This window comes from Microcoleus sp. B6-A1, assembly GCF_036705085.1.
GTDB lineage: Bacteria > Cyanobacteriota > Cyanobacteriia > Cyanobacteriales > Microcoleaceae > Microcoleus.
In genome coordinates this window covers 82,458-101,503 of record NZ_JAUBTU010000002.1, presented here as the reverse complement: position 1 = coordinate 101,503, position 19,046 = coordinate 82,458, and the positions used below count along the sequence as shown (strand labels likewise).

Sequence of the window (19,046 nt, the reverse complement as noted above, 5' to 3'; positions counted from 1 at the left end):
AGTTGCCGAACCCTTCCTTATCACCGATAAAACTCATGTCAATAGCAAATCCGACACCGCGAGTAAGTGTAATTATTCCAGCATATAATGGCGATCGCTACATCGCGCAAGCGGTAGAAAGCGTCATCAGCCAAACCTATAAAAACTGGGAAATTATCGTCGTAGACGATGGCTCAACCGACGACACCCGCCAAGCATTGCAGCCTTATTTTGACAAAATTCGCTATGTTTATCAGGAAAACCAAGGAGTAGCTGCCGCCCGCAACCGAGGAATTCAGGAATCCCGATGTGAATTAATTGCTTTTTTAGATCAAGATGACTTTTTCTTGTCCGATAAGTTAGCTGGACAAGTTGCGTTATTTGACGCTCAGCCATCACTAGGAATTGTCAATAGCGGCTGGCGTTTAGTGAACGAGCAAGGAGAGACAATTTCTGATATCAAATGTTGGGAAGATTTCCCAACATTAAACTTGAAAACATGGATAGTACAGATGCCCGTACTTCCTAGCGCCATGATGTTTTGGCGAAAGTGGTTAGAAAAGGTAGGGGGATTTAACTCAGAGTTTAATTCCGTAGATGATGCCGATTTAGTATTGCGTTTAGCATTGTTAGGTTGCGAATCTGCTTGGCTACCCCAGGTGACCGTATGTTATCGCCAGCATGACAAAAATGTGTCAATTAAAAAATCGATCGAACAAGCAAATCTGTTTATTAAATTAAAACAAAACTTATTCAATAAACCCGATTTGCCACAGCACATCCGCGACTTAGAAAATCCTGCTTTCTACGAAGCACTGACATGGATGGCATGGCACTTGTACTATACCGGCTATCCGGCGTCAGCGGTTGAGTATTACCAAAAATCTTTCGCTTATACTCCTTACTCTGCTAAAAAAACCGTAAGAGATTGGATAAATCGTCTGGGTGCTATTGCTAAAGCTTACGGATTTCCCCTAACTATGCAATCATTAAGAAACTTACCAGAATGGCAAGACTTAATTTCTAATATAATTCCCCAAAAAGCAGCACGAGTCAGCGTAATTATCCCGACATATAACTGCGATTGCTATATAATTAGAGCAGTAGAAAGTGTGATAGACCAAACTTACCAAGACTGGGAAATTATTGTCGTAGATGACGGCTCGACCGACAACACTCGCCAAATCTTAGAGCCTTACGGCGATTTCATTCAGTACGTTTATCAAGAAAATCAAGGGGCAGCAATAGCTCGGAATCGGGGCTGCGAACTAGCCAAAGGCGAATTTTTAGCTTTTCTCGACAGCGACGACTTCTTCCTCCCAGAAAAACTCGAAAAACAAATTGCTTGCTTTGACGTTGACCCCACATTAGATTTGGTGCAGACAGGTTGGCTGATAGTTGACAAAAAGGACGAAGGCATCTATGGAGTAAAGCCTTGGGAAGAAGCACCCTACTTAAATTTACAAAGCTTAGTTTTGTACAAATCAGTCCGTTCCAGCGCCCTGATGCTGCGGCGAGAGTGGTGGGAACGCTTGGGGGGTTTCGATCATCGCTTGCCGCCAACCGAAGATTTAGATTTTGTCCTACGTTTAGCTTTAAAAGGCTGCAAGTCAGTTTGGTTAAAAGAGATATTAACCTGCTATCGCCAGCACGACAGTAATCTCATGTCCAGCGGATCCAAAGTAATGAAAAATATGGAAATTGTGATGGAGCAATTTTTCGCGCGGCTAGACTTACCTCAGTACCTCCGCGACTTGAAACGCGCGGAACGTTACAGGTGTTTAGTATGGGTAGCGTGGCGGATGTACCGTGATGGATATTTGGCAGAGATGGTCGAGTGTTTGGAGAAATCTCTTCATTACACTCCTTTTACAGGTACGGAAACAGTATTTAAATGGTTAGAAACTTTTAGGAGTGTTTCGCAAGAATACGGTATCGAATTTGATACTTATGCCTTAACAAATTTAAAAGAATGGCAACATGTCGTAGTGGTTGCTGCTAACAAGACTCCTCAATTTCAACCTGCAGATATTTCGATTGAGCAACCGCAAAAAGCCCGCATACTCCTGTTCGCCGAAGACCACGGAGTGGGAGGTTTGGCTCAGTTTAACCACTCGCTGATGTGTAAATTAGCAGCCGACGGCTACCAAATTATTAGTGTTCAAACTAAAAGTTTTAACCCTTTAATTGCCGAACAAAAGCAGCTAGGTATAGAACATATTTGGCTGGACTTTGACACGATTAAAGAGTTTTTGCGAGTTTCGTACAATTTAGGAGATGCTGAAAAAGTTTATGCCCGGGCTCAACCGGATTTAATTATATTTAGCGATGGCTCACCGATGGCAAATTTTGCGGCTAAACAAGTTGCTATTAAGCAGGACATACCGTACATAGTTACTCTCGGTTATATCGGCCGGAATTATGAAACTTTCGATCGGGGCGATCAAATTCCCTATTTTGAGGCTGTCTCCTATCAGTACGATTTAGCCAAAGCAGTAGTAGCAGTGTCCCAGGAAAATTTAAACTTGTTCAAAAGAATTTTTAAAGTGCCTCTAAAACGAGGCAAAGTTATTTATTATGGGAGACCGAACAGTTATTTTAAACCGCCGAATCTTTCCACTCGCCAACGCCTGCGTCAAGAACAAGGAATCCCCGAAAATGCTGTTGTTTGTTTTACGGCGGCGAGATTGACTCCAATTAAAGGATATCAGTATCAATTGCAGGCGATCGCCCAATTGAAAAATCGTCCAATTTGGCCCCAAATTTACTTTGTTTGGGCTGGGCCAGGGTCTACAACTCACGACAATCTGGAACCTGAATTAAGAGCAACTGTGAGCAAATTGGGAGTAGAAGAACAGGTTAAATTCTTAGGACAGCGCTGGGATATTGCCGATTGGCTCGATGCCAGCGACATCTTTATTTTATCTTCCCAAGCAGAAGGAATGCCGCTAGCAATTATGGAAGCAATGGCGAAAGGATTGCCCGTAATTGCCACTGCAGTCAGCGGGATTCCTGAAGAATTGGGAGATACAGGAAAGTTGCTCCCCGATCCTACAATCGACCCAGAAGGAACAGTAAAAGAGTTAGTAGAAACGGTGGAAATATGGGCAGAAAATCCCGAATTGCGCCGAGGTGCAGGACAAGCGTGCAAAGCGCGAGCCCAAGAACTATTCAAAGAAGAACGGATGCTGCGGGAATATATAGAATTAATTGAACAAGCACTTGAAAGTGACGATGAGAGCGACAGTTTCTCTATCAGTCCGAAACTCAAAAAGCAGGTACAGCAAGTCGATAGCCTGCTGAAATACTATTATTTAGTGTGGAAAGCTTGGGACGCTTACGATCGAGGAGATATGTCCGAGATGGTGAATAATTTGCAATCTGCTTGGGCCTGCACACCTTATTTTACCACAGAAAGTATCTTTGATTGGGTGAAAAATTTTGGTATTTTCGCTGTGCAAAAAGGAGTTCCGTTCGATACCAACGAGCTGATCAACTCCCGATCGTGGCAACAAGTGATACAATCAATACAGGGTTTTGAAGTGTTTTCATCGGTTCGTTAAAACTGAGTTCTTGCAGCATTCTTAGGAACGGGTTCTCCGGCCCGTTCCACAAAACATTAACCACACCAAAGATATGCAATTTACATTCAAGTTCCCACGTATTAATAAACTGCTGCCAATTTGTTTAGCTATTGTCACTGTTCTGTTAATAGCCTATTTGGGACAGCCAAGAGCGATCGCCCAACTGCGATCGAACGTTACAGTAGATTTTGGACAGCCAGCCACCGGTACAATTTCCATGAGTGGCATCCTGCACGGAATCGATGCCGCAAAGCCCCCGGATAGCTCGATAAAACCCTTGCAGCCCAAACTTTGGCGGGTGGGGAGACTCGATATTTACGATCGAGTAATCGCCAGCGGAGCCGAGTTTCAGTTACTAGTCAGCGACTTGTGGGGCTACGGTAGCAATCCCAATGGCTGGCCCTATCAAAACTACCCCGCATGGGAAGCATTCATCCGAGAGTTAGCTCAGCAAAATAAAGGCAAAAAAATAATTTGGGATGTATGGAATGAGCCAGATTTAAAAAATCCGTTTTGGAATGGAAGCAGAGAACAATTCTTTGAAACCTACAAAAGGGCTTACAAAATTTTGCGGGAAGAGTTGGGGCCGTCAGCAATGATTGGCGGGCCGAGCATTACCAACTACAACAAAGGATATATCGCCGCTTTTTTGGATTACTGCAAAGCGAACAAACTGGAAGTAAATTTCTTAGCTTGGCACGAACTCAACGATACCATGATCTTATTTGTTGACGACCATGTAATTGATGCTAAACGCAATTTTCAGCAAAGTCCCTCTTACAAGGAACTGAAATTGCAAAAAATTTACGTCAACGAAATAGTCGGGAACTTAGCGCAGTACCAGCCGGGGGAAATCTTAGGTTATTTGTATAACTTAGAGTATGCAAAAGCTGACGGTGCTTGCAGAGCTTGTTGGGATACTCAAGGGCCAAATAAAGTTAGCAATTGCTTCAACAATACGCTGAGTGGGATGGTCACGCCTAATACTTTTGAGCCGAGAGCTGCTTGGTGGACTTACAAAGCTTATGCTGACGGAGTTAATTCGCGGGTGCGGAGTTGGTCAAATAACAATCGCCTTGTCGCTTTAGCCAGCAAGTCAAATCCTGAAGGTAAAGCACAGATACTTTTAGGTTATTTCGATCCCAATTTTTCCTCAGCAACAACGGTAACATTAACCCTCGGCAATTTGGAGCAGCTAGGTATTCAAAGAGGTCAGAAAATCAATCTAAAATTAGAAAAAATTCCCAACAATCAAGAAGGAGCCGTGCCAAAGCTTGTCACTGTTAAAGAAGAAAGTTTTTCGGTGGGTAGTGGCAGCTTGGCTTATGTTATCCCTAATTTCAACGTCCACGAAGGCTACTTATTGACGGTTAGCAAGTGAGCTTGATTTGAAGAGAAATCGCGGGGTGGGGGCGGGTTTATTTAACCTATCTGTACTTTTTGAGGCTAGTGGTGAACCCGCCCCTACGGGTTTATCGATCGCGCGGTACCTGATGTCAGTAGAGTTTAGCTGGGATTATTCAAAGATTTTTGCACCGATTCCAACCACTCTCGGAGTGTTTGATTTTCGGATTGTGGGTCGTAGTAACACCCTAATTCATCGAGGATGAATGCTTCTAAATCGGCTGGGGCGATCGGCATTTCTAGCAGTTTGCTGAGCTCTTGCGATGCAGCTTCAACACTTGCGGGCGGTTCGCTGGTGCGGTAGTTGTTCACTACATCGCTGGGAGTGTCAGCTTCTAACGGCCAGTCTTGGTGAAAGTAGGAACTGAAAAATTGGGTTAAATGAGGAAATTGATCGATCATTGGGGATAGGCTGTGAGAATAAAGTATCCGGGAGGTAATTGGGCGCTGCGCTGGAGGACGATTCTCAGGCTAGTTGTCGAAGTTGCTTTGGATGCGCGGCGACGCAGAGTAATGCCAATGATTCTGTTGGCGTTGTAGTCGATCGTATAACGATTACCTCGACTTTTCACCCAAGAGTCGATCGCACTTTGATTTCTGTTCATTGCTTCTGCAATAGCCGCTTCGGCGACGGAACGGTTAGTAAAGGAAGATGCGGCAGAAATTCTCGTTTCGCTTGCGAGTCGCTGTGCTAGTTGTGCTTCGGTTTTGCCAACGTGTCTCTCTAAAGTGTGTCCTCCTGCTGCTTCGTGAAAGTCTAATCCGCTGCCCGGTATGTTGGGCACAAAAGCTATGGTGGTTTGTGGTATGGTTGAGATTTTCGGTGCAACAACCGTGGCGTAAACACCAGGTATAGCCGATTGGAATAATATAATTATTGAGGCGATCGTACAGAGGATACCTAAAAACTTTTTTAGGCGATCGAGTTGATTTTTCATTGCTGTTGAATCTATTTCTTATATTTAGTAGAGGTGTTGGCTTTTTTTGTCTATTTCCTAATCTACCATTCGTAAGTTAGAAATTGCGCGCTGCATTTTAATAGACGGTGCGCCGAGGCGCACCCTACGATTATTCATAAATACACGGTGCGCCGAGGCGCACCCTACGATTATTCATAGTAGTTCGTGATGTCTGTGGTTTACAAAGCTTCACTCACTATGAGAAAATGTTAATAATTCTTTGAAAAAATCACTAATGATTGATGATACATTAATTGATTATCTTTAGTCCTGGACGCACGGGTGGTCAGAAACCGGGTTTTTTTGCGAAATACTTCGTTACACCGGCAGAAACGGCCAAAAACCAGGTTTCTTGGGTTTTGATGCGTAAGTCCCGATCTTTAAAAAATTGAAAAAATGCAAGTAGTTATCCTAGCCGGCGGTCTCGGTACTCGTCTCAGAGAAGAAACAGAATTTCGTCCCAAACCCTTAGTTGATGTGGGGGGACATCCGATTATTTGGCACATCATGAAGATCTATGCACACTTCGGTTTCCAAAACTTTATTGTGTGCTTGGGCTATCGCGGCAACATGATTAAAGAATATTTCCTTAATTATGAAGCCATGAACAATGACTTTACTATCTGTCTGGGACGGCAAAATACCATCACTTATCACGAGGAACATCTCGAACAAGATTTTAAGGTGACACTAGCTGAAACTGGCGCGGCAAGCATGACAGGGGGGCGGGTAAAACGGATCGAAAAATATATCGATCGCGAGAATTTCATGGTGACATACGGCGATGGAGTAGCTGATGTCAACATTGAGGCTTTAGTCGATTTCCACAAATCTCATGGTAAGCTGGCAACTGTCACCACATTTCGTCCGATTTCTCGCTTTGGGATTTTGGAGGTAGACAGCGATAGCCGTGTAGTACAATTTACTGAGAAACCTCAAATCGACGGCTGGATTAGTGTTGGATATATGATATTTAACCGCCGGGTATTTGAGTATTTGGGGGAAGATGATTGTGTTTTAGAACAGGAGCCGATGCAGCGTTTAGCGGCAGACGGACAGTTGATGGCTTACCGTCATGAGGGCTTCTTCTTTGCGATGGATACTTTTCGAGAATACAAGTATTTAAACGAACTTTGGGATGAAGGGAAGGCTCCTTGGAAAGTGTGGCAATGAGTTAGTTTTGGCATTCTCAGTCAGCCTTTTATGAACAGGCAAGATGCCCGTTCCACAAGAGATAGAATTTATTTCTTGTGGAACAGGCATCTTGCCTGTTCTTGATAAGGGTGCACAATGTGAGGAAATAAGTAGGGACACGGCAGTGCCGCGTCCCTACCTCTGCTATAAAATAATTATAAAACATGGATCTTCAAGATATTCTAAACAGCACAGAAACTTACCTGCAAAAGTGCGTTTCACCCCACGCAGAAATTATCGACAGCGACTCGGAAGCCCTAAAAACAGCAGTTGCTGGATTAGAAAATCGATCGCTCTTAGCATTGCGAGTTCCCCAAAAATGGGGCGGTGCCGAAATTGCACCGGAGATTTTTTACCAATATCAGGAATTGACGGCTCGATATTCCGGCGCTTTGTCTTTCCTGCAAACTCAGCACCACAGCGCCACTGCAATGCTTGCCAACAGCGACAATGAACTGCTAAAAAGCAGATACTTGCCCGCGATCGCCCAAAAAGAGTTACGCTTGGGTATTGGGTTTTCGCATTTGAGGCGATCGGGCAATCCGGCCGTCACCGCAACTCCCACAAAAGCGGGCTATTTATTGTCAGGAAAAGTTCCTTGGGTAACAGGTTTTGGCTTGTTTCAAAAGTTTATTGTAGCGGCGGTGCTTCCTGACAAACGCGCTGTTTTTGGTTTAGTGCCTTTTGCCAATATTGAAGGCGAATATGGTAAAATAGCTTGTAGCGAAATCATGCAATTAATCGCCATGAACTCGACTAATACTGTGACAGCCACTCTCGATAATTGGTTGCTGCATGAATCGGAAATAATTTCAATTAAACCTGTCGGCTGGATTTCGGAAAACGACAGCAAAAATATACTGAATTTTGTTCCGGCTACTTTTGGCTGTATTCGAGCAGGATTGGATGTAATTGCAGCCGCCGGGGCTGCTAAGAATTCACCTTTTATAACGGCGGCTTGCCAAAAACTAGAGCAAAAGCTCGATCGGCTAAAACAGAATTTCCCACAATCTCAACATAGCTCGAAAGCACAACAATTAGCGCTGCGCGCTCAAGCTATTGATTTAGCGGTGCGTTGCGGGCACGCTGCTGTTGCAGTTTCTAGCGGTGCTGCTAACGGTATTGTTCACCCGGCCGGGAGAGTTTATCGAGAAGCTTTGGTGTATACTGTTTCCGGGCAAACAAAGGATGTGATGGAAGCTACGGTCGATCGGTTGATCGCAAGGTTGTAGTTGTGGAGCGAGCGCCCTTAAAACTGAAACAATCCCAATCACAATTAGAGCAACCGACCCTAACTTTGAGTGCATCAAATACTGATAAATTAAGTTCATTTCGCAAATATCCAATAACCCACACCATGACTAATACCTATTTTCAAACTGCTAACCAATTGAAACAGAAAGGAAAATTATTGGAAGCCATCGCTTATTACTATCAAGCCATAGAAGCAAACCCTAACTTTTATTGTTCTCACCATAATTTAGGAGAGGCTTTGACCAAATTAGGGCGCTTTGAGGAGGCGATATCCTCTTTTCAACAGGCGATAGATATTAATCCAGATAGGGCAGGTTCCTATTATTATATGGCCCAAGTCTTATTAAAAACTGGACAGATCGAGCCAGCTAATTTAGCTTATTATCGTGCCATTGAGTTAAACCCTAGTTGGGGAGTGGTTTTAGTTAAGCAAGCAGGAATCGAGCGAGTTATTGCTTGTTTTGATTATGTATTGAAGCCCGAGCCTCATCAGGCGATGGTCTATTATGATTTTAGTCTGTATTTGGCAGAAAGAGATTTAATGGATGAAGCGATCGCTTGTTTCCAGAAAGCCCCGCAATTTAGTCATAACCAGGAAGTTAATAATAAGGGTGAACAAGAAAAATTCCCTGAAACAGGAGAAATTTATGATATTTTGTGGAAAAACTTAAATCATTTAGGAAAAATTGATGATATCTCTGAGCCAATTCCCACAAAAGCTGAAGCAGAATCCTATTTTGATAAAAACAGCCACTATAAAATTATTGATATGAATAATTTAAAGGAATCTGACAAATTTTTTCTCACTAATTATGGCATATCATGGGCTAATTTACAAATAATAAAAAAAGATAATCTTAGTTTAGAAGAAATTTATATTAATACTTTCGTTTCTACACCGAAACTAAAACTTTCTAGAAAATTTGTCGAAACAGTCTCTGAAGTATTGGAACCTTATAAAAACTATGCTTGTAGCAAGGCGATAGTAGAAACAGGTTATATTTACTCAGTCTGCCCTTTTAGCGGTAAAATTCTCAGGTCTAATCAATCATTTTATATTTATTGTGAATCCGGTGTATCAATACACTTTTACCGCTTTGTTAGCCAGGAAATATTTTACTTAGCAATTGGTAATACTTGTCGCGGAAAAATGTATATTTATCTACCAGGAAAAGAACTAATTATAAAATATACTCCTCACCGGTGGCTACCTAATGAAACAATCCACAGAATTATCAATATGTTAAAAAGTAATCTAATTAGTAGTTATCCAAAGACTAAATTGTATATACAAACCGAAATTACTAAAAAACTCGTATTTGATATAGGATTTAATAAAAATTTTGGTCACTACTACTGGAATGATTTATCAGGTATTCTCTATCTTCAGCACAACAATCTTTTAGAGAAAATAGAAAGATTTTTAGTGGGGGATAAACAGTTTTTTAATGTCGGCGGTGTTTTCCCTGAAATACCCAGCCATAAAATTAGTCAATTAGCTAATAATGACGAGCTATTTCAAACTATATTAGAGAATAACTATTTTGCTGTTCAAGTCAGTGACTTATTTATGAGTCAAGAGTTAGCGGATCGCGTCACTCACTTTTCTCTAAAAAAGTGTACTGAAAATCCAGAATTTTTAGAACAAGTAGAAAATGCTAAAAAACATTTCCCTCTTTTGTGTATCCAAATTAGAAGTAGTAGAACTTGGGTATCTCAGGTGGAGGGAAATAGTAATATAATCAAAGAACTAGCGAAGGACTTTCCTAATTTGGGAGTAGTTTTTGATGGCTGGGGGCGCCACGAAGTAGAATACCCTTTAGCGGAGTCGATGATTGTAGCGGAAAAGGATATTCTGAATGAAATTCTTACTCTTTTGCCTTTTAATATTCCAATATACTCTCTAATTGGCAGCACTAATTATGAAAAGGTAGTTTTTATTAATGAAGTAGATTTATACTGCATACCCTCCGGTTCTGGAATCGCAATAGTACAATGGATTGCTAATAAGCCTGGTGTAGTCCATGCACAGCCTGGTGTTCACGGTGTGGATTGGGTTCAAGAACACTGGTCGTCTCCGCTGGTTCGAGAAAATATTATACCTGCCAGATTGGTTTCTAAGGAGCATATGGTTGGCTTCCCTAATAGGGCTCATGACTGCCATTGGTCGGCGGTTTATGATGAAGTAGTGAAGATTGTTAAAGCACTTTCGCCAAGATAGACGGGCGATATGGGATATCGAATGACTTACCCTACTCCCAGCAAAATAACGCAACTTTTTAGAGAGATGACAAACAACTTTAAGTCAAATAAATTAAAAACGATCGCCTACCGCAAAATTGTAGACTTAACCCATTCAATTCACCCAAATATTCCCATTTGGCCCGGAGATCCAGCGACCGAAATTGCCACAGTATCTCAAATAGAAACAGACGGGTATTTCCTGCGAAAATTTTCGATGGGCGAACACAGCGGCACTCACATTAACGCACCCAACAGCTTTTATGCAGAAGGCGCCAGCATTGATAATTATTCCCCGCAGTCACTCGTTGTGCCGGCAATTGCGATCGACATCCGAGAGCAAAGTCTTGCCAATCCCGACTACACTTTAACAATTGATGATATATTGACTTGGGAACGGCAGCACAAACTTATAGAACCTGGAAATCTAGTTTTATTGTATACTGGCTGGCAAGAAAAATGGGATGACGAGAAAGCATTTTTCAACCGAGACGATCGCGGAATTTTCCACTTTCCCGGATTTGGCAAAGCAGCAACTCAATTTTTGCTAGAAGAACGCTCTATCGCGGGAGTTGGAACCGACACTCACGGAGTAGATACCGGGCGAGATGAAAGTTTTGCGGTTAACACATTGGTATTGGAAAAGCAACGAATAGTGCTGGAAAATCTAGCAAATCTCGACTTGTTACCTGCGGCTGACATCACTTTAGTTATCGGAATATTGCGCCTTTTGGGAGGTTCCGGTTCGCCCGTGTCGGTGTTAGCTTTTGTTGCTTGATGCGGTAAAACTTACATCTTGCGCCCTGCTCAAGAACAGGTAATTGAGAATGGTGCAATATCTCAGGTAAAATTGGATTGAGAGAAGTAGAGTAAAAACAATTAGATTAATGACAGAACTGCCCAAGGATCTCAACGACGCGATCGCCCAATCCCGCATTGCCACCGCCGCTGCCCTCTCGGACGGCAAAACTCTACTGCAAGTCGAATTAGTATTTCCAGAAATCGCCCTACAAGCACAGTCTATCACCCTACAATTCCTCCCAGAATTTGAGGAAATCTACCCCGGAGTAAAAGTCTTTTTTCCCGACACCGGTGCGGCAGCCCTCGCGCGCCGCGACTGGGGAGAAACACCGTTTAAAGTCACTGATTTGGGTAGCAGTCGCACCCCTGTTGAAGATAAAATAGCACCGGAAGATCAACTTTTCCTTTTGATCAATCCAGCAGCAGTAGAAGTTGCCCAAGTCGAAAAAATTTATATAGCTGCGGCCGGTCGCCCAGTAATTCTACTCAACCCGCGCCTCGAAGATGTTGCCACCATAGGTATAGGCTATGCGGGCCGCCAATTGCGCGATCGATTCCTCAGCAAAATTGAATCCTGCTACTATATCAGACCCCTAGACACTGCTGCTTTATTCCGCTGCTACCCCCAATCCTGGCAAGTGTGGCTGGAAACAAACGACGAATACAAACTAATTTCTGAAACCGCCCAAAAACCAGTCGGAGACGATTTAGAGCGGATTTTAGCCGCTTCTCTCCCAAGCGCCGATCCTGACTCCACCGCACCTGCAAAACCTCTAAAAAAGAAAGGTTTTTTGGCAGAACTCCAGACATTCCTCAAAGCTTTGACTCAGTGACAATCGTTAAGGCTCGATCGTATTTTACGGTGTGTCAGCTAGGATTATTTTCGACTTAATCCGTCGGCTAATCGCTGATGCACCCTAAAGCGTGAAATAACTCAAAGCTTTGCCTCAGTAACAGCAGTTGCAGAAGCACAATTAACAGCTTGCCTGTGTTTCTACCAGTAGCTACGCAAACAGGTACTGGTGAGCTTTACAGAATCTTTATAAAAAGCACTATAATGGGTGACACCCCTCCACCGTAAAAGAGGGGAGGCACATAACAGCAAAATCAGATGCTATAAGCTAGAGATGGGGCTTTTGAGTCAGGGAAGCGGATAAACACAATGGAGCACCGGCGCATTGTTATCGGGGACGTACACGGGCATTACGACGGCTTAATGACCCTGCTAGAGGCACTTGCCCCCAGCTCGAACGATCGCGTCTATTTTTTGGGAGACTTAATCGATCGTGGCCCCAAAAGCGCTCAGGTATTAGATTTTGTGCAGCAAAGCCCCTACCAAACTCTGTTGGGCAACCACGAACAACTGATGCTGGAGGCTTTGTCGGGAACGCCGATGGATATGCGAGCGTGGCAATCTTGGCTCTACAGTGGTGGCGATGCGACAGTAGCGAGCTACAGAGATACAGGGATGATGCCGTATAAACACTTAGAGTGGCTGCGATCGCTCCCCACGCACCTGGACTTAGGGGACATCTGGCTGGTTCACGCCGGCGTTGACCCCCATCTGTCGATCGATGAACAGTCGATCGAACAACTCTGTTGGATTCGCAGGGAATTTCACACCATGTCGAAACCCTATTTTCCCAATAAATTAATTATCACCGGTCACACGATCACCTTTACCTTTCATGGCGTCAGACCGGGCGAATTAGTCAGGGGCGAAGGGTGGTTGGATATTGACACGGGTGCTTATCATCCCAAAAGCGGCTGGCTGACAGGATTTGACCTCAGCTACCGCAGAGTTTATCAAGTAAATGTATTTAACAATCAAGTCCGAATTTTGCCGTTTGACGAAGTAGTTCGGCAATTGAAGCCGCAGCCGATTGCACCCCCGCAACCTGCGATCGATTCTGTTGTTCAACAGCAGTGTTAAATCAATTTGTAGTTTTAGGGTGCGTCAGTTTAAGTTTGATCAATTAAATCGAAATTAACCTGCTTCTGACGTACCCTAGTAATATCATGTCCGGTGGAGGAACCGCGATTTTTGTAGGGGCGGGTTCACCAACAATACGTGCCAATAATTGACAATCTCAAAAACCCGCCCCGACCGGGCTATTATGGTTAATCCATGGGACATGATATAACTGGATTTATTTTTTAACGAACCGCGAAGGCGCGAAGAGCGCGAAGTAAGAAAAGAGAAGAAAATAGAAGAGAAAACAATAGAGCCCCTGACTGATTTATATTTCTACGAACCTAAAAGTCTGCGGATTTCTAGCCTGTAATCCTCATTATTCAAACCTTCACCGCTAGCGAGCTCCGGGTCTATCGCCTGCGAGATAGCAGCAATTCGATCGCCAGTTGCCGGGTGAGTGCTCAAAATGCTCGGAGGAGAAGGCTTGTTGAGCAACTTTTTCATAAAATCAACCATCCCAGATTGAGCGTAGCCTGCTCGCCCCATAGTTTGCAATCCCAACTGATCGGCTTCATACTCAGCTTGGCGACTGTGGGGACGGCGCAAAGCCAATTCCACCCCAATCTGAACCGCCTGAGATCGATCAAGCCCAGTGGCCGAAGCTACGCCTGAAGCTATGGCCATTTGACGCATTTGTTTAATCGCGTGGCGAGCATTAATGTGAGCGATTTCGTGGGCGATCACACTTGCCAATTCTGCCTCATTGTCCGCCGCCGTCATCAAACCTTTATTCACATAAACAAAACCGCCCATAGTTGCAAAAGCATTAATCGTGTCGTCGTCAATCACTTGAAAAGTATAAGGAATATTTGGGCGAGTGCTTTCTTGAGCGAGTCGTTGACCGATGCGGTTGATATATTCTGTAGTGTCCCGATCGCGGTCAATCTTAAACTCGCTGTTCGTTAACTGCTGATTAATTTGTCGGCCAATAGTCACCTCTTGGCGATCGGACATATTCGACAATTGAATAACTTGAATGCCTCGAAAAATCAGTTCGGGCAAAGAAAATGCTTGAGTCGGTTCCGGGGAAACCACCCAGATACCCGCAGCCACAATCAGGGACAGAAACAGATAAATCCCCCGGCCACAAGTACGCCGGCAAGTCAACCAAAAACTTTTTAACATGATTGATACGTGGGAGAAGTTAGATAAAATTTGAGGAAAAACTCGAAAAGTCACTCAATAGGCAGACGTAATTTGAGGCTGCTTAGTTGCTATTCTAGCTTTTTGTCAATTTTTAACCGCGCCACCAGCTTCTGGGCGATCGACCCCCAGGCTAACCAACCGCCGTCAACTGCCTTCTGGCTTAAGTGCCCCAGTCATGCGGATTTTGGGCGATCGTTGTGGTAATATCTTTTAGCTTCAGGACTTACGCATCAATAAAGTATGTCATTGCCAGCGGTAGCTCAGCAATAGCAGCATCTGTTTTTCATCGATGTCTGTGTAAGTCCTGAGCTTGTAAACATACTCCTGTCGCTATCAGTATAATAGGCGATTTATGAAAATTTTGGATTCTCAAGGCCGACTGTTCGGCAAACTCAGCATCCTAGACGTAGGTGCGGCTCTAATCGTACTGCTAGTTGCAGTCGGAATCTTTTTCTTTCCCGGCACTTCTGGCGGTTCCGTCGCCCAAGTCGGCACCAGTATCAAACCTGTAGAGATTGATGCAATTGCGATCGGTCTCAAAGGAACAAACGTTCAAGACTTGTTCAAACCAGGTGATAAAATCAATGTGGTGATCCGCAATCAACCCTCCGGTCAGATTACCATTAAATCTGCCAAAACTCTCACCAGAACCCTAGCAGTTCCTCAGCCCAACGGCACTCTGAAAGCTCTCCCCGATCCCAGAGAAGAAGAAGCATTCAGCAAAAATATGATGTTTACCTTAGAGGGAAAAGGTCAACTTACTGAAAATGGCCCGGTTTTAGGTAATACGAAAGTCAAAATTGGCACTACGCTAGAGCTTGAAGGCAACAAGTACATTTTCAACGCCAGCGTCATCGACGTGCGAGTAAAAGAATAGTCAGTAGTCAGTAGTCATTAGTCAGTAGTCAGTAGTCATTAGTCATTGCTAATGAGGAAGAGGGAATTCATATTCCTTCTTCCTTCTATCCTTTACATCCGTTACATCCGTTACATCCGTTACATCCGTTACAAAATCCGTTGCCGAACTTCTTCACCCTTCCGAAAGCAACTTTAAATATTGCCGAATTAAGCCAATCGTGACAGCGGGAAGTTCTAACTGCGGAGTCAAACCTACGTTTTCGAGAGGTTGAAAAACTTTGATTGCTTCGGGGTTGAGGTTTGCCAACCGCTGGCCGATATCGGGCCCGGTAAACTGCGATTTTTCTCCCCAAATAATCGCTGTCGGCGTTGTTAGCTGAGTGATGTACAGCGACAAATCAAAGCACAAATCTCCCCGCACAAAAGACAGGGCGGCATATTCTGCATTGGGTTCCAAAGCAGATTGGAGGTAAGCATCAACAATTTCTTGGTAAACGCGACGCGAATCGGCAAATTGGCGTTGTTCTAGGAAGCTACGGATGCCGCCGTCTGTGGCGATTCCGGTACTGTAGAGCAAGCGATCTAAAATCGGCGTGTTGACTAGCTTAGCGAAGAAACTGCTGCCGTAATCTTGTCCGAAGTCCGACAAACCGCTGGGTATGGTCAAAATGAGGGATTTGAAGAGATCCGGCCGTGCGATCGCCGCTCGAATCGCGATCGCCCCTGTTAGCGAAGAAGCTATCACATCTGTCGGACTGCCGCAAGTTTTTTCGATAAATTCGATCAAAGTTGTGATATAATCTTCAACCTGATAATTTCTTGCCGGATGTTCCGATCGCCCCCAACCGATTAAATCCGGTGCTAAAATTCGATATTCTGTCGCAAAAGCCGGATAAACTTTCGACCATTCGTAGGCACTCGACCCGCCACCAAAACCGTGAAAAAATACTAAGTTCGGCTTATTTTCCGAAGTTGAGGTCGGCAACCCCATCCAAGGCATTTTTTCAGCAGTGTAGTAAACCATTCTGCCGAGAGAAGTAACTATTGATCGCTGACCGAAGCCGAGGGGTACAAGCATAAACTAACCTTAATCGCTGTTATATTTTAGATTCTTTTGAGCCGCCCCGTCTTTGTTTAAAAAACTTGCAAAGCTGGTGGCGTTTTTGTAAAGATTGAGTAATGATTTAAATCTATTTTAGTACAGGTGAAGCGTGAAACTACAGACAGCAAGTAAGTTTTGCGATTTGGGCAATTCGGCTGTGTAGTTATCCTTACCCTTGCAAACTACCGCCGATCGGAGATAATAGCAAAATGATGGGTAAGACCCCTCAACAAAATAGAGTCGGTTCGCCAACCCCGAAAGCAAGCGCTCGGAAAGGAGGACTATTAGAACTCGCTTTCAGGCAGGCGGCAGGTTGGCCGAGGCTCGCCAATCACAAATCATTAATCACGATATTTTGCGGAGCAGTGGCTTTTGAGGTCGAAAGTCTTTGTTGGAGGGCGGGCGATGGGGTTTCGATTCCTAATTCCAGGTTTGGCAATCACGGGCCTCGCCGTTATCAATTCCAAAACACAAGAAACAACTAATCTCAGGGAGGTTTACTAAAATGCAACTGCTCAGAAAAAGGGATCGCGAGGGTTTTATGGTTGATGCGAAAAGTCTTCAATCAGACGGGTTTGCAGAATTTGATACAGCCTATCGAAGCATGGATTTAAACGGCAAAAAGTCTGTTGTCGCCACTCCAGAACGCTCAGGCGCAGGGTCAGAGGTGCGATCGCGCGCCACGGTACCTGCGATCGTCCGGGTAGCTTTAGAAGACTTGAAATGCTTTGAAGTAGTAGAACATCAGTTTGCACATTGGGGGGTGACTTTTAGCAATGCTGTCGCCATCCAACCTTCAAACCCAGCATTTTTCACTGGTTCTGGGGCAACAGTGTTAATGGGGGCCCCCAAAAGCGGACTGATAGAAGTAACTTTTAAGTATCCAGTTCGCTGGGTGTCAGGACTTGTCACCAGTTCGCGGCGAACTGTTTTATCTGCGTGTGACATTGACGGCAACCCAATTGTTCAGGATGAAATGCCGGCGCCCAATCTAGTGGGGTCTAATTCTCCGATCGACCCTAGGGCTCCCCTACGCGTAAAAGCTCCGAATATTCATAAAATTACTTTTTACGCTTTTGATGGTCAGCTAATAGTCGATGACTTGACTTTTGGATTTTAAAGCAATGCCATAAGTAGCGTCCCAAGTCTGCAAACCTTCGAGAAGGGCATTGCGGACTAAAGCTTCTGGTTCCCGACTCAGCATCAGGCGAAAGCACTCGGCAGCGCGGGAACGGGCGATCCTCTGCGAGGGCTTCGCTAACGAACTTTTGACAGAGCTCACAGGGCCAAACCCACCCTGATTCACCAAATCGGTCATTTGCCGCACAGCAATCAAACGCTTCACGGGGTCAGCATCAGTCAAATCCGCCAAGATGCGATCGAGCACCACTTCATCTTTTGCGGCCCCCAGACTCCACCCTTGCCGCAGCAACAGCCAGGGAATCGCGATCGTGCCCAAATTTTGCAAAATTAGGCTCAAAGCCATCCAGTGGCTCTCAGAGTCCGCCCAAATCGCCAAACTCATGTAAGCGCCCAAGGTAGCAATGCCGCCGGTGCCGACGGCTAAAACGAATCGGCGGTTCGGGCCCTCCCAAAATTGCTCGCCTTTTGCCCGCAGCAATTGCCAGTCCCACGACTGCCCTCGGTAAACCAGCATCATCGCTGCTATCCCCAGGCCTGTGGAAAACAGTAACTCACTGTTCCACCACCCCCAAACTGCTGCCAGGGTGACAACTGCCAGCCAACCTTTCGATCGAGTCAAACTCTCTAGCAGCCACTTGAGAAAGGCAGTAGAAACCACAGGCGATCGGGCCCACTCGCTCTTGCCATCTACCCTCTGGCGTCTGGTTTCGGCAGTCCGGCCTGTGGCTGTTGGGGTTCCCGGCGGGCGATCGTCCGAACTCAATTCTCTCAAAGCTTGGCCCTGAGTCATTTCCAAGGACAATTCGCTCAAGGAGAGCGATTCGAGTTGCAAAGTGCGATCGGACACTTTCACCGGCGATCTATTCCGCTTGGTTGTAGTTTTTTTAACTTGATTCATACTGACTTTTTTGAAAAATAACTTAAAGTTATCCAGGCTTTTTTAGCACTGATTTAGATTCTCGACAAACAAGACTCTAAGCTTCTATGATACCGGAAATTCAAACCCGTGGCGAGTACCGCAAATGCGCCGAATTCCGAGAAATCCTTACCAAAAATAGAGCAATTGAAGATTGTTGAGAAAAGCACCACAGGTTAACAGGGAATATTTCTGCATCGCTCTTGAGACAGAATGGCGATCGGAGTTGGCATGATAGCCAAAAAGCGAAATTTTTTAATTTCCGAAAATAGGGGAATTTTAAGTGATTCAATTCGTCCGCCAAGAAATGCACGACGAAAATTTAGCCTTTTGCCCGCAGGCCCGGACTCTCGCTGCTACCCGGTGTCAGATGAGGCTGGGTTCAGCTTGACCGCTAGGTTAGGGCACCGCAGCCTCCGGGCGGGCAGAGAATCCAGACACAGACAAGTATTGTTGGATAATTAGCAGGAGCATTCCTAAACTGCTAAGA

15 protein-coding genes are annotated in these 19,046 nt (G+C 44.6%); 10 read left to right on the top strand and 5 right to left on the bottom strand.

Annotated features, from left to right (window positions below; translation table 11 throughout):
• The first annotated feature begins 35 nt into the window (after nt 1–35).
• Nucleotides 36–3,542 carry a glycosyltransferase gene (locus QUB11_RS01205; RefSeq protein ID WP_333199230.1) on the top strand — a complete coding sequence of 1,169 codons (3,507 nt, stop codon included), beginning with the start codon at nt 36–38 and terminating at the stop codon, nt 3,540–3,542.
• A gap of 73 nt (nt 3,543–3,615) precedes the next feature.
• Nucleotides 3,616–4,944, top strand: coding sequence for a GH39 family glycosyl hydrolase (locus QUB11_RS01200; RefSeq protein WP_333199228.1), 1,329 nt, complete (start codon nt 3,616–3,618; stop codon nt 4,942–4,944).
• Nucleotides 4,945–5,069: 125 nt separating this feature from the next.
• On the opposite strand, the gene QUB11_RS01195 is transcribed toward QUB11_RS01200, so the two are convergent.
• Nucleotides 5,070–5,369 (bottom strand): contact-dependent growth inhibition system immunity protein, encoded by a 300-nt coding sequence (locus QUB11_RS01195; RefSeq protein WP_333199226.1) that lies wholly within the window; start codon nt 5,367–5,369, stop codon nt 5,070–5,072.
• The gene (locus tag QUB11_RS01190) at nt 5,366–5,905 is read right to left on the bottom strand and encodes an RNase A-like domain-containing protein (RefSeq protein ID WP_333199224.1); all 540 of its coding nucleotides are present in this window, start codon (nt 5,903–5,905) and stop codon (nt 5,366–5,368) included. Before QUB11_RS01190 ends, QUB11_RS01195 begins: the two co-directional genes overlap by 4 nt.
• A 417-nt stretch (nt 5,906–6,322) precedes the next feature.
• Between QUB11_RS01190 and rfbF the strand changes: the two genes are divergently transcribed.
• The 6 genes from rfbF (at nt 6,323) to QUB11_RS01160 (ending at nt 13,349) form a co-directional block, all read left to right on the top strand.
• A complete protein-coding gene (rfbF, locus tag QUB11_RS01185; RefSeq protein WP_333154658.1) occupies nt 6,323–7,099 on the top strand; it encodes a glucose-1-phosphate cytidylyltransferase in 777 nt (258 codons plus the stop codon).
• Nucleotides 7,100–7,284: 185 nt separating this feature from the next.
• Complete coding sequence (locus QUB11_RS01180; protein WP_333199222.1) at nt 7,285–8,352, top strand: acyl-CoA dehydrogenase family protein; 1,068 nt, start codon at nt 7,285–7,287, stop codon at nt 8,350–8,352.
• Between the two features lie 125 nt (nt 8,353–8,477).
• Nucleotides 8,478–10,595: a tetratricopeptide repeat protein gene (locus QUB11_RS01175; protein WP_333199220.1), complete on the top strand. Its 2,118-nt coding sequence runs from the start codon at nt 8,478–8,480 to the stop codon at nt 10,593–10,595.
• A gap of 21 nt (nt 10,596–10,616) precedes the next feature.
• A complete protein-coding gene (locus QUB11_RS01170; RefSeq protein WP_333256226.1) occupies nt 10,617–11,393 on the top strand; it encodes a cyclase family protein in 777 nt (258 codons plus the stop codon).
• A gap of 109 nt (nt 11,394–11,502) precedes the next feature.
• Nucleotides 11,503–12,249: a DUF1995 family protein gene (locus tag QUB11_RS01165; protein WP_333199215.1), complete on the top strand. Its 747-nt coding sequence runs from the start codon at nt 11,503–11,505 to the stop codon at nt 12,247–12,249.
• A 329-nt stretch (nt 12,250–12,578) separates the two neighbouring features.
• Nucleotides 12,579–13,349: a metallophosphoesterase family protein gene (locus tag QUB11_RS01160; RefSeq protein WP_333389453.1), complete on the top strand. Its 771-nt coding sequence runs from the start codon at nt 12,579–12,581 to the stop codon at nt 13,347–13,349.
• 315 nt (nt 13,350–13,664) lie between these two features.
• On the opposite strand, the gene QUB11_RS01155 is transcribed toward QUB11_RS01160, so the two are convergent.
• The gene (locus QUB11_RS01155) at nt 13,665–14,516 is read right to left on the bottom strand and encodes a M48 family metallopeptidase (protein ID WP_333154653.1); all 852 of its coding nucleotides are present in this window, start codon (nt 14,514–14,516) and stop codon (nt 13,665–13,667) included.
• Nucleotides 14,517–14,889: 373 nt separating this feature from the next.
• Between QUB11_RS01155 and QUB11_RS01150 the strand changes: the two genes are divergently transcribed.
• On the top strand, nt 14,890–15,414 hold the full coding sequence (locus QUB11_RS01150; protein WP_333154652.1) for a DUF4330 domain-containing protein: 525 nt from the start codon (nt 14,890–14,892) through the stop codon (nt 15,412–15,414).
• 153 nt (nt 15,415–15,567) lie between these two features.
• On the opposite strand, the gene QUB11_RS01145 is transcribed toward QUB11_RS01150, so the two are convergent.
• Nucleotides 15,568–16,473, bottom strand: coding sequence for an alpha/beta hydrolase (locus tag QUB11_RS01145; RefSeq protein ID WP_333389451.1), 906 nt, complete (start codon nt 16,471–16,473; stop codon nt 15,568–15,570).
• A 565-nt stretch (nt 16,474–17,038) separates the two neighbouring features.
• On the opposite strand from QUB11_RS01145, the gene QUB11_RS01140 reads away from it, so the two are divergent.
• Nucleotides 17,039–17,617: a hypothetical protein gene (locus QUB11_RS01140; protein WP_333389449.1), complete on the top strand. Its 579-nt coding sequence runs from the start codon at nt 17,039–17,041 to the stop codon at nt 17,615–17,617.
• On the opposite strand, the gene QUB11_RS01135 is transcribed toward QUB11_RS01140, so the two are convergent.
• Nucleotides 17,585–18,538 (bottom strand): hypothetical protein, encoded by a 954-nt coding sequence (locus tag QUB11_RS01135; protein WP_333389447.1) that lies wholly within the window; start codon nt 18,536–18,538, stop codon nt 17,585–17,587. The two genes, QUB11_RS01140 and QUB11_RS01135, sit on opposite strands and share 33 nt — an antisense overlap.
• Between the last annotated feature and the right edge of the window lie 508 nt (nt 18,539–19,046).